Annotated in this window: 12 protein-coding genes and 3 pseudogenes; 14 read left to right on the top strand and 1 reads right to left on the bottom strand. The window is 38.4% G+C overall.

All coding sequences use genetic code 11. The features are described 5' to 3' along the window. The 14 genes and pseudogenes from FIM66_RS07700 to FIM66_RS07755 form a co-directional block, all read left to right on the top strand. A partial coding sequence (locus FIM66_RS07700; protein ID WP_341472527.1) for a type ISP restriction/modification enzyme occupies positions 1–986 on the top strand: 986 nt, incomplete at its 5' end. After that, positions 949–1116 (top strand): DNA methyltransferase, encoded by a 168-nt coding sequence (locus FIM66_RS08080; protein WP_194149276.1) that lies wholly within the window; start codon positions 949–951, stop codon positions 1114–1116. The genes FIM66_RS07700 and FIM66_RS08080, both read left to right, overlap by 38 nt. 119 nt (positions 1117–1235) lie before the next feature. Further along, positions 1236–1688: pseudogene (locus FIM66_RS07705) on the top strand (DNA-methyltransferase); the annotation flags it as partial. A 172-nt stretch (positions 1689–1860) separates the two neighbouring features. After that, entirely contained in the window at positions 1861–2598 is a 738-nt protein-coding gene (locus FIM66_RS07710; protein ID WP_140464246.1) for a hypothetical protein, read from the top strand. An 8-nt stretch (positions 2599–2606) separates the two neighbouring features. After that, a pseudogene (locus FIM66_RS07715) lies at positions 2607–3050 on the top strand (HpyAIV family type II restriction enzyme); the annotation flags it as partial. Then, positions 3040–3165: pseudogene (locus FIM66_RS08355) on the top strand (DNA methyltransferase); the annotation flags it as partial. The pseudogenes FIM66_RS07715 and FIM66_RS08355, both read left to right, overlap by 11 nt. 110 nt (positions 3166–3275) lie before the next feature. After that, positions 3276–4640: a S41 family peptidase gene (locus FIM66_RS07720; protein ID WP_194149277.1), complete on the top strand. Its 1365-nt coding sequence runs from the start codon at positions 3276–3278 to the stop codon at positions 4638–4640. 6 nt (positions 4641–4646) lie between these two features. Continuing rightward, entirely contained in the window at positions 4647–5822 is a 1176-nt protein-coding gene (locus tag FIM66_RS07725) for an SH3 domain-containing protein (RefSeq protein WP_140548425.1), read from the top strand. After that, positions 5809–6531, top strand: coding sequence for a 1-acyl-sn-glycerol-3-phosphate acyltransferase (locus FIM66_RS07730; protein WP_120928336.1), 723 nt, complete (start codon positions 5809–5811; stop codon positions 6529–6531). The genes FIM66_RS07725 and FIM66_RS07730 overlap by 14 nt, the downstream gene beginning before the upstream one ends. After that, positions 6528–7229, top strand: coding sequence for a uracil-DNA glycosylase (gene ung / locus FIM66_RS07735; RefSeq protein WP_140479817.1), 702 nt, complete (start codon positions 6528–6530; stop codon positions 7227–7229). Before FIM66_RS07730 ends, ung begins: the two co-directional genes overlap by 4 nt. A gap of 88 nt (positions 7230–7317) precedes the next feature. Continuing rightward, positions 7318–8310, top strand: a complete 993-nt coding sequence (gene gap / locus FIM66_RS07740; RefSeq protein WP_140548427.1) for a type I glyceraldehyde-3-phosphate dehydrogenase — start codon at positions 7318–7320, stop codon at positions 8308–8310. Positions 8311–8325: 15 nt separating this feature from the next. Beyond that, positions 8326–9534 carry a phosphoglycerate kinase gene (locus FIM66_RS07745; protein WP_101006207.1) on the top strand — a complete coding sequence of 403 codons (1209 nt, stop codon included), beginning with the start codon at positions 8326–8328 and terminating at the stop codon, positions 9532–9534. Between the two features lie 15 nt (positions 9535–9549). Next, positions 9550–10506 (top strand): magnesium/cobalt transporter CorA, encoded by a 957-nt coding sequence (corA, locus tag FIM66_RS07750; RefSeq protein WP_000248511.1) that lies wholly within the window; start codon positions 9550–9552, stop codon positions 10504–10506. A gap of 6 nt (positions 10507–10512) precedes the next feature. Continuing rightward, on the top strand, positions 10513–11241 hold the full coding sequence (locus FIM66_RS07755) for a TerC family protein (protein WP_140479813.1): 729 nt from the start codon (positions 10513–10515) through the stop codon (positions 11239–11241). A gap of 118 nt (positions 11242–11359) precedes the next feature. Here the strand turns inward: FIM66_RS07755 and FIM66_RS07760 are convergent. Next, positions 11360–11459, bottom strand: a 100-nt coding sequence (locus FIM66_RS07760) for an outer membrane beta-barrel protein (protein WP_140500046.1), incomplete at its 5' end; no start/stop codon positions are given.

The following is an 11459-nucleotide window of genomic DNA, read 5'->3' on the forward strand; positions in this document are numbered from 1 at the left end:
CCCCCCCAACAAACCCTAAAACACCCAATCAAACGCGCAAAAATGTCGCGCTAATTACTTCTCGCAGATTTTGTCAATCACAAAAAAGCGGCGTAGGATTTGTTAGTAATAAAATTTCAGATTTGCGCACTTGGACATGTCCAGGAATGGAGGGAGGCGATTATGTGAATCCACTATACCATAACCCCAACTACACCGAAAATTTCACGCCAGAGTTTAGAAGTTTCATAGACAAGCATTATAGCCACCATTTTGAGCCGCTAGAGGTTTTAGGCTATATTTATGCGTTATTGTATTCCCCAAACTACCGCAAGCGTTATAAAGATTTTCTCAAAGCCGATTACCCTAAAATCCTTTTCACAAAAAATAAAGATTTGTTTAGGGTTTTAAGCCTTTTAGGGATTGAATTAATCGGCTTGCATGTCTTAAATAAAGAAAGCCTGAATTACAGCTTTGAAAAACTAAAAGACGCTACCATAGGCGAATCCTGCTACAAAGAAGCGCATGAGCGTAACCCCATCATCAAGAAACCCGCTTATAATGAGCCAGAACAACGCCTTTATATCAACCATAGCGCTTATTTTAGGGGGGTGAGTCAAGAAATTCATGATTACATGATAGGGGGGTATGGCGTTTTAGACAAATATTTAAAAAGCCACAAAAACGAGTCTTGTAACTTTGATCATGTAACCAATGTCATTAAAGTCATCGTGCGCACGATTGAAATCCAAAAAACGCTTGGATTTTTAACGAGCGATTTGCCCCATTTAAAAGGGAATGACAGCGAAGCGTTAATGCAAGAAATCTTGCAAAATCCACCCCCCCCCCCCCCATTTAATACCAATACCGCCCTTATCTTATCGCGCCAAGCCAAAGCCATCGGAGATTTTGACTTTGATGCAGCATTCATCAGCAAAGAAGCGAGCGATAACAATATCTATCGCAGAGGTGGAGGTTCAGCCTTCCCTTTATTCTGCCTTATCTAATCTCGCTCTCATTTGCGATAGAGGCTCTAAAGTAAGCCCCATTTCTAATGTTTTTGTAACGGGCATGCTTTGCGATTTGCATTTGAACGGATCGGGGAGTTATGCGTTTTTGTTGTATCGTTTAAAATAGGTGAGGATAGGTAGCTTCTATCATTTGATGAGAACAGAGTCAGAGATTAAACATTAAGATAGCCTTAAAACGCTTGTGTTAAAATGGCTAGAGTAGCAGATATAAAAGGTTAGTCAATCATGGATTTTTTAAAAGAAAACTTAAACACTATCATAGAGGGGGATTGTTTAGAAAAATTGAAAGATTTTCCTAACAGAAGCGTTGATTTTATCTTTGCTGATCCCCCATATTTTATGCAAACAGAGGGGGAATTGAAGCGTTTTGAAGGCACAAAATTTCAAGGCGTTGAGGATCATTGGGATAAATTTGGCTCTTTTAAAGAATACGATACCTTTTGTTTGGGTTGGTTAAAAGAATGCCAAAGGATTTTAAAAGATAATGGCAGTATTTGTGTGATAGGGAGTTTTCAAAATATTTTTAGAATTGGTTTTCATTTGCAAAATTTAGGGTTTTGGATACTCAATGATATTATTTGGCACAAGAGTAATCCGGTGCCTAATTTTGCTGGCAAGAGATTATGCAACGCCCATGAAACGCTTATTTGGTGTGCTAAAAAAATTAAGGAAAAGATAAATGGATACCATATTTTTAAAAATTAACATTAAAAAAACCGATCAACAAGCAGAATAACTAAGAGAGCAAGGGTTATTTTTTGTAAGCATTGCAGAAGCTTTGGGGATTGGACGCTCTCAAATTGTGGAGATTGAAAACAAAAAACCAAAGGCAAAAAAAGGCAAAAGATAAATGACAAAAGTTGATGCAATTAAAAAAGTTATGGAGGATAATAAAGGGATTGTTTCTTGGACTATCCTGTATAACCAAATTGAAAAATACTATCCTAGTATTAGAGCCCCTAAAGAATGGGAGGCTGGGCTTAGAGGGGTATTATACAGAGAGATTAGAAATCATAAAAATTTTAAAAAAGTAGGGTTGTCATTGTATGCCCTTTTAGACTATCAAGAAGAAGAGCTAAAAGAAATTCAAGAAAACCCCATTTGCATGCATTCTTTTATGGAAGGTGTTTGCGTAGAAATGGGTAACTTTTTAAAATTAGACACTTATAGTGCTGATCCAAAGGCTAGTTATAATAATGTGCTTTTATCAGACTTGACAACCTTACGCACTATTCCTAATTTTACTTATAAAGAAATTTTAGATACAAGTAAAAAAATTGATGTGCTTTGGTTTAATCCTAAAGGTTTTATTTTCCCTAAAAGAGCTATTGAAATTGTGGATAGTATAAGCACACTAGAACCAGCTTTGCAACGCACCTTACAATTATTGGAATTTAATCTTGATTTCTATATTTTGCTAAAAGAAAAAGATTTGCAAAAAGCTTTTAAAAAGTTAGAAAAAGAACCATACAAGAGAATAAAAGAACGCTATAAAATTAAAAGCTACACTGCTATTTTAGATATTTATCATAACCCCATTGCTCATATGCATGATGATTTTTTACATGTAAAAACATTTTTTAATTGAAAGTTTAAAACATTCAAGGCTATTTTTACTTTATAGATGAGAGTTTGAATAAAAATCAAAATTATTATAAAGAAGAATTGCAAAAATTATCTGTTGGTTATGGCGTGCCTTTGAGATTGTGTTATGGTAAGGAGTTGTTTGAAAATCTTAATATCCCGCAAGTTTGGGATGAGGTTTTAACCCATTTAGTATGGTGACGTGAAATTTTACCCGATTTACCCAGTTTGAATTTTGATGAAAATCCTTTAGAAAGTTTTAGAGAAATCAAAGATTTAGCGCCAAGCGTTTATAGGAAGCTTTTGGATAATGATGGAATTTTTAATCTTGTGTTAATTTTATTCCCAGAACAAAAAGTTTTAAAAATATTAGTAGAGCATTTTAGACAACAAAATAAAACGATCTATCAGCAATTAGTCTCAAAGTTAGCGGCAAGATTATTGTCTTTGCGATAGAGGCTCTAAAGTAAGCCCCATTTCTAATGTTTTTGTAACGGGCATGCTTTGCGATTTGCATTTGAACGGATCGGGGAGTTATGCGTTTTTATTATACCGATTAGGCTCAAAATGAGTGAATGAATGGGCATGTTATCTAAATTTTAGATAGAATAAACGCAAAAAATTGAATAAAACCTTAAGGGTGATTCTTTCTAATCTCAAAAATGGGTGGTGCTATTAACAATGACAAAACGACTTTTTAAAGGGTTGTTAGCGATTTCTCTTGCTGTGAGTTTGCATGGTGGTGAAGTTAAGGAAAAAAAGCCGGTCAAGCCGGTTAAAGAAGATCCGCAAGAATTAGCGGCTAAAAGGGTGGAAGCGTTCAGTCGTTTCTCTAATGTGGTTACAGAAATTGAAAAAAAATATGTGGATAAAATCACCATTTCTGAGATCATGACTAAAGCGATTGAAGGCTTGCTCTCTAATTTGGACGCGCATTCAGCGTATTTGAATGAAAAGAAGTTTAAGGAATTTCAAGCCCAAACCGAGGGCGAATTTGGGGGGCTTGGGATCACGGTGGGCATGCGCGATGGCGTTTTAACCGTTATTGCCCCTTTAGAAGGCACTCCAGCTTACAAGGCTGGGGTTAAGTCAGGCGATACCATTTTAAAAATCAACAACGAAAGCACGCTGAGCATGAGCATTGATGATGCGATCAATCTCATGCGCGGCAAGCCAAAGACTCCTATCCAGATCACCATTGTGAGAAAAAACGAGCCAAAACCCTTGGTGTTTAATATCGTTAGAGACATCATCAAAGTCCCCTCTGTCTATGTGAAAAAGATTAAAGACACTCCTTATCTGTATGTGAGAGTCAATTCTTTTGATAAAAATGTGACTAAATCGGTTTTAGACGGCTTGAAAGCTAACCCTAAGACTAAGGGGGTTGTGTTGGATTTAAGGGGTAATCCTGGAGGGCTGTTAAACCAAGCGGTGGGCTTGTCTAACCTCTTCATTAAAGAGGGGATTTTAGTCTCTCAAAAAGGCAAAAATAAAGAAGAAAATTTAGAATACAAGGCTAATGGCAGAGCCCCTTATACCAATTTGCCTATTGCGGTGTTAGTCAATGGCGGTTCAGCGAGCGCGAGCGAGATCGTAGCAGGGGTGCTGCAAGATCACAAACGAGCCATCATTATTGGTGAAAAAACCTTTGGTAAGGGAAGCGTGCAAGTGTTACTCCCTGTCAATAAAGACGAAGCCATTAAAATCACGACTGCGCGCTACTATTTGCCGAGCGGGCGCACCATTCAAGCTAAGGGGATCACGCCTGATATTGTGATTTATCCGGGTAAAGTGCCAGAAAATGAAAATAAATTCAGCTTGAAAGAAGCGGATCTAAAACACCATTTAGAGCAAGAGCTTAAAAAGATTGATGATAAAACCCCTAATTCCAAAGAGGCGGATAAAGACAAGAAAAACGAAGAGGAAAAAGAGGTTACTCCTAAAATGATCAACGATGATATTCAACTAAAAACCGCTATTGACAGCTTGAAAACCTGGTCTATCGTGGATGAGAAAATGGATGAAAAAGCGCCTAAGAAGAAATAAAAACTCATGGGGTTTTTATTTGAAAAATCGTTAATGACTTTTTGCACTCATTCAATCAAAATCGTTAAAACCATCGGTTTGATTTTAAGCCTTTTAGCCACCTTTTTGGTTGCTGATTTGGTCGCTGAAAACACTCATGACCCAGAAGAAATCAAGGCTAAAGTGGTTTATGTGAAAATCCCCCAATTAGAAGATTTGGAAAACAACCCCGTTTATATCGGTCAAACTATAGGCGTAACTTATGATTTATTGCTGTTTGACGCTGAGTTTTTGGAAGCTAAAATCAAAGACGAGCTGGATAAAACCCAAATTGAGCTTTTAAGCAAAATGCCTAAATGGAAAAAGGTGGAAAAAGAGCTTTTCAGAGCGACTTATTATTACAAGATTAAGGGCATAAAAGCGAGCATTCCGCCTTTAGAAGTGAGCGCGTTTTCCAATAAAGACAAATATATAGATTATTCCATAGCCCCAAAAGTTACTTTGCAGGTAACGGACTTATCCAAAAACCCTCGTTATGCGAATGTCATGGCTAAAGATTTACAAGTTTTGCAATACAAAACCAAAGATTATGACGATAAAAACAATATTTTGGTGGTGGAATTAGCGTTCAAAGAGGCTAATTGGGAAGATTTTTACATCAAAGAAGCGCTCAAACAAGGGTTTGATAACGCCTCTTTAAACCAAATCAAGGCTAAAGAAGGGAGCGTTTTTTATTATTGCGTGTTGCCTAAAACCATTCAAAACCTTTCTTTTGATTATTTTTCGCTTTCAAACAGGCAATTTAAAACCTTATCTTTTTCAACCATTCCCACTCAAGACACTACCGGTATTCAAAGCGATCTCATCCCTAAAAACAATTTTTTAGTCTTTTCTAATGTGGCGCTGCTCGCTTTGTGCGTGTTTTTCTTGGTGTTGTTTTTCATTTTTGGGCGCAAACTCATTTTTTTAGGGCTTGGGGTTTTGTGCTTAGGGTTTGTTTTGTATAACCTTTTATTCACGCAAAAATCAGCCCTATTGCTCGCTCATAAAAAAATCCGCATTCTGCCCACGCAAAATTCCACCATCTTAGGGCTTTCTAAAAATGAAATGCCGATTAAAATCTTAGGCTCGCATGATGATTATTATAAAATCCTAACGCCGCATGAACAAATAGGATGGGTCAAAAAAGATGAAGTCAAATAAAAAATCCAATCGTTTAAGAGCGGTTTATAGAGCTTTAGTGATCGCTATAGGTTTAGCCGTTATCATTGTTTTCAATTATTTTAACCGCAAAAACAATAACGCCCGCTCCAGCCGTAGGGCTTGTTCGTGCTTTTTTCCCCTTACCAGGGTTACTTTAGAAAAAATAGGCGCTTTTGATACGGACGCTAAACTCATTGTCTTAAACCACCAAAGCTTATTGGACATTATTTATTTAGAAGCCTACCACCCTAGCAATATTTGCTGGATCGCTAAAAAAGAGCTGGGCGAAATCCCCTTTTATGGGCATGCCTTAACGGATACGGGAATGATTTTAATTGACAGAGAGGATAAAAAGGGGATTGTGAGCCTTTTGAAAGCGTGTAAAGAAAAATTAGATCAAAACCGCCCTTTAGTGATTTTCCCTGAAGGCACTAGAGGCAAAGGAGGAGAAAAATTCCTCCCTTTCAAGCAAGGGGCTAAAATCATCGCCGAAAAATTCCAGCTCAAAATCCAGCCCATGGTGTTAATCAACTCCATTAAAATCTTTAATTCCAAGCCCCTAGAAGCCTATAAAGCACGCACCCGTTTAGTCATGCTAGAAAGCTATACGCCTGATTTTAGCTCGCCCACCTGGTATGAAGAATTACAAGAGCGCATGCAAAAAGAATATTTAAAACACTACCATGAATTAAACCCTAGCGAACAATGAAGCTTTTTGACTGCGCTCCTTTAAGTTTGGCTTGGCGGGAGTTTTTGCAAAGCGAATTTAAAAAGCCTTATTTTTTAGAAATAGAAAAACGCTATTTAGAAGCCCTAAAAAGCCCTAAAACCATTTTCCCTAAAAGCTCTAATCTGTTTTATGCGCTCAATCTAACGCCCCCTAGCGCGGTTAAAATCATCCTTTTAGGGCAAGATCCCTACCATTCCACCTACCTAAAAAATCAGCAAGAATTGCCTGTGGCGATGGGCTTAAGCTTTAGCGTGGAAAAAAACGCCCCCATCCCCCCAAGCTTAAAAAATATTTTTAAAGAATTGCATGCGAATTTAGGCGTGCCCATGCCTTGTTGTGGGGATTTGAGCGCGTGGGCTAAAAGGGGCATGCTGTTATTGAACGCCATTTTAAGCGTGGAAAAAAACCAAGCCGCTTCGCACAAACGCATTGGCTGGGAAGCTTTTAGCGATCAAATATTGATGCGCCTTTTTGAGGCCAACGCTCCCTTGATCGTGGTGTTATTAGGAAAGATCGCACAAAAAAAGATCGCTCTAATCCCTAAAAACAAACACATCATCATCACAGCCCCTCACCCTAGCCCATTATCTAGGGGGTTTTTAGGGAGCGGGGTTTTTACAAGCGTTCAAAAAGCTTATAGAGAGGTTTATCATAAGGATTTTGATTTTAGTTTATGATTAATTCTTAATGAGACAGAACCCCTTAAGAATGCCTTTATTTAAGAGCATTTGTGATAAAATGGTGGTTTTTAAATAAAGGGAAAACATGCCAATTAGAATCGCTATCAATGGGACTGGGCGCATCGGCTTGTGCGCTATAAGAGTCGCTAGTCAAAGAAAAGATATAGAGATTGTTGCTATCAATTCTACCGCTGAATTAGAAACTCTTTTGCATTTGATCCGCCATGACAGCGTGCATGGGCATTTTGAAGCCCAATTAAACGCCAATAGAACCTTAAATATCGGGCATAGTAAAAATATTTTAGTGTTGAGCGAGCGAGACATTAACAAGCTTGATTTTTCTGCCGCTAACGCAGAAATCATCATAGAATGCACCGGGAAATTCAATTCCCTAGAAGCTTCAAGCGCTCATCTTAAAAACAGCGTGAAAAAAGTCATCATCTCCGCTCCCGCACAAAACACCCCCACCTTTGTCTATGGGGTGAATCACAAGAATTACCATAACGAAAGCGTGATTTCTAACGCTTCTTGCACGACTAACGCTACCGCTCCTTTGTTAAAAATCTTAGATGAAGTCTTTAAAGTAGAAAACGCGCTTTTAACCACCATCCACAGCTACACTAACGATCAAAACCTTTTAGACACCAAGCACAAAGACATCCGCCGCGCCAGAGCGGCCGGCCTTAACCTCATCCCCACAAGCACCGGCGTGAGTAAAGCCATTTCGCTAGTCTTACCGCATTTAGGCCCTAAGATCACAGGCCTTGCTATTAGAGTGCCTACCCCTAATGTGAGCTTAGTGGATCTGTCTTTAAGCTTTAAAAAATCCGTGAGTAAAGCGAGCGTTCAGCATGCGCTTAAAGATGCTTGTAAGCATGCTTTTAAAGGGATCGTGAGTGTTGATGAAGAAAGGCTTGTTTCAAGCGATTTTATTTCTTCGCCTTTTAGCGCGATCGTGATTGATGATCAAATCATGATAATAGGTGAAAAAAATGCTAAAGTATTGGCATGGTATGATAATGAAATGGGTTATAGCGAGCGCTTGATAGACATGGTGCAGTATATAGTGCAAAATTAAAAGAAAGGATTTTTCATGTTAGCTAAAATGTCGTTTATGCAAAACGTTAAAAACATTCAAGAAGTGGAAGTGAGCCATAAAAGGGTGCTTATTAGAGTGGATTTTAATGTGCCTTTAGATGAAAATTTGAATATCACTGATGACACGCGCATTAGAGAGAGCTTGCCCACCATCCAATTTTGTATTGACAATAAGGCTAAAGATATTATTTTAGTGAGCCACTTGGGTCGCCCTAAAGGGGTTGAAGAAAAATTGAGCTTGAAACCTTTTTTAAAACGCCTTGAAAGACTCTTAAACCATGAAGTGGTTTTTTCTCAAAACATCGCGCAACTCAAGCAAGCCCTAAACGAAAACGCGCCCACAAGGATTTTTCTTTTAGAAAATATCCGCTTTTTAAAAGGCGAAGAAGAAAATGATGAAAATCTGGCTAAAGATTTAGCGAGCTTGTGCGATGTGTTTGTGAATGACGCTTTTGGCACGAGCCACAGAAAGCATGCCAGCACTTATGGCACGGCGCAATTCGCCCCTGTTAAAGTGAGCGGGTTTTTACTCAAAAAAGAAATTGATTCGTTTTATCAAGCGTTTAACCACCCTTTACGCCCTTTATTGTTGATTGTGGGGGGGGCTAAGGTCAGCTCCAAACTCACCCTATTAAAAAACATTTTAGATCTCATTGACAAGCTCATCATTGCCGGGGCGATGAGCAACACCTTCTTAAAAGCTTTAGGCTATGATGTGCAAGATTCTTCTGTAGAAGACGCTTTGATAAAAGACGCCTTAGAGTTATTGCAAAGCGCGAAAGAAAAAAAAGTCAAAGTCTATTTACCCATAGACGCTGTAACCACTGATGATATTCTCAACCCCAAACACATCAAAATTTCACCCGTCCAAGACATTGAGCCTAAACACAAGATCGCTGATATAGGGCCTGCGAGCGTGAAATTATTTTCTGAAGTCATAGAGAGCGCGCCCACGATCCTATGGAATGGCCCCTTAGGCGTGCATGAAAAACAAGAATTCGCCAGAGGCACAACCTTTTTAGCCCACAAAATCGCTGACACTTACGCTTTTTCGCTCATTGGTGGGGGCGATACCATTGATGCGATCAACCGCGCGGGCGAAAAGGATAACATGAGTTTTATTTCCACCGGTGGGGGAGCGAGTTTGGAATTATTAGAGGGCAAAATTTTACCTTGTTTTGAGGTTTTGGATAAACGCCATTAACTCTAAGGATCGCTTATGGTGAATGTGTTTTTCAAACAGCAAAAATTTGTCATTAAAAAACGCTTTAATGATTTTAATGGTTTTGATATAGAAGAAAATGAAGTTTTATGGTTTGAATTAATCAACCCTACGCCCAATGAATTAGCCACTCTAAGCCAAGAATACGCTATCCACTACAACACGGATCATTCCCAACGAGTCTCATCAGTTACCAAATACTGGGAAGACAGCTCCAGCGTTACGATCAATGCTTTTTTCACTAACCAAGATGAAAATGAGACTTTCCACACGGAAATGGCGACCTTTATTTTGTCTAATAACATTCTTTTCACGATTTATTATGGGACTTTAGAAATCTTTGATTCTATCCAAAAAAAGGTTTTGGCTAGCCCTAAAAAATTTGAAGACGGGTTTGATATTTTAACTAAAATCTTTGAAGTGTATTTTGAAAAAGGCGTGGAATGTTTGGAGTGGATCAACAAACAAACGAGCCTGTTGCGCAAAAACATCATTTTCAAAGAAACTTCTACGCATGATGATATTTTAGTGCGCTTGTCCAATTTGCAAGAATTTAATGTGGCTTTAAGGGATTCTTTTTTTGACAAACGGCGCATTATCACCGCATTACTAAGGAGCAATAAAGTGGATAGCGATACGAAAAATAATTTAAATATCATTTTAACCGATTTTAGCTCTTTGGTGGAGTCTACAACGGTCAATCTCAACTCGCTTGATAACATTCAAAACCTATTCGCTTCTCAAGTCAATGTGGAGCAAAATAAAATCATCAAACTCTTCACTGTGGCGACCATGGCGATGATGCCCCCCACATTGATTGGCACGATTTATGGCATGAACTTTAAATTCATGCCGGAGTTAGAATGGCAATACGGGTATCTTTTCGCGTTGATTGTCATGGCGATTTCTACGATTTTGCCTGTGCTTTATTTTAAAAAGAAAGGCTGGTTGTAGCCTTTCATGGAATTTTTATCCTCACTCTTAGACGCTCTTTCTACAACGCATGGCATAGTCTCCTTGGCTACGCTCACGCTTTTAGAAATCATTTTAGGGATTGATAACATCATTTTTATCACGGTGATGGTCTATAAACTCCCCAAACACCAGCAAAATAAAGCCATGATTTTAGGCTTGGGCCTAGCGATGATCGCTCGCATAGGGCTTTTAGGGAGCTTGTTTTTTATCAGCCATTTGCAAAAGCCTTTATTCACTTTAGCAGGCATGAGCTTTTCATGGCGTGATGTGGTGCTGTTTTTAGGGGGGGCGTTTTTAGCTTTTAAAGCGTTAGTGGAATTAAAAGAGCAGATCTATCCTAAAGAAAAACGCCAAGAAAAAGCGTTTAGCTTTTTCATCACCTTGATAGAAATCATGTTTTTAGACATTGTCTTTTCTTTAGACTCTGTGATCACGGCTATTGGGATCGCTAAACACTTAGAAGTCATGGCGCTTGCTATTATTTTATCCGTAATAGTGATGATGTTTTTTTCCAAAATCGTTGGCGATTTTATTGAAAAACACTACCGTGTCAAAACTTTAGCCTTTGTTTTTTTGCTCGTTGTGGGCGTGTTTTTGTTTTTAGAAGGCTTGCATTTGCACATCAATAAAAATTACTTGTATGCGGGCATTGGTTTTGCCTTACTCATAGAATGCTTGAATATCTTCATAGAAAAGAAAATGAAAAAAAGTTAAAAAGCGTTTTGTAAAAGGCTTTCATGCTTTTATGAACAACTAAATTTTAATCAAAACTCATAAGCGCATAGGGGTATATTCGCAATGAAACCCCCCTTAAAAAGAGAGTTTGCGCCACCTAGTAAGCAAACACATAATTGAGGAAAAGGCTATACATCCTTCTGTATTCTAGTTTAGCGCCCATGAAAGAATAGTAGCTTGTGTTGATCGTGGGGATT

The organism is Helicobacter pylori (assembly GCF_006439795.1).
In the GTDB taxonomy this organism is placed as follows: Bacteria; Campylobacterota; Campylobacteria; order Campylobacterales; family Helicobacteraceae; genus Helicobacter; species Helicobacter pylori_CR.

What these genes read in the sequence shown, in the direction of transcription:
- FIM66_RS07710 (WP_140464246.1), top strand. Translation starts at nt 1,861, where the DNA reads ATGACAAAAGTTGATGCAATTAAAAAAGTTATGGAGGATAATAAAGGG.
- FIM66_RS07720 (WP_194149277.1), top strand. Translation starts at nt 3,276, where the DNA reads ATGACAAAACGACTTTTTAAAGGGTTGTTAGCGATTTCTCTTGCTGTG.
- FIM66_RS07725 (WP_140548425.1), top strand. Translation starts at nt 4,647, where the DNA reads ATGGGGTTTTTATTTGAAAAATCGTTAATGACTTTTTGCACTCATTCA.
- FIM66_RS07730 (WP_120928336.1), top strand. Translation starts at nt 5,809, where the DNA reads ATGAAGTCAAATAAAAAATCCAATCGTTTAAGAGCGGTTTATAGAGCT.
- ung (WP_140479817.1), top strand. Translation starts at nt 6,528, where the DNA reads ATGAAGCTTTTTGACTGCGCTCCTTTAAGTTTGGCTTGGCGGGAGTTT.
- gap (WP_140548427.1), top strand. Translation starts at nt 7,318, where the DNA reads ATGCCAATTAGAATCGCTATCAATGGGACTGGGCGCATCGGCTTGTGC.
- FIM66_RS07745 (WP_101006207.1), top strand. Translation starts at nt 8,326, where the DNA reads ATGTTAGCTAAAATGTCGTTTATGCAAAACGTTAAAAACATTCAAGAA.
- corA (WP_000248511.1), top strand. Translation starts at nt 9,550, where the DNA reads ATGGTGAATGTGTTTTTCAAACAGCAAAAATTTGTCATTAAAAAACGC.
- FIM66_RS07755 (WP_140479813.1), top strand. Translation starts at nt 10,513, where the DNA reads ATGGAATTTTTATCCTCACTCTTAGACGCTCTTTCTACAACGCATGGC.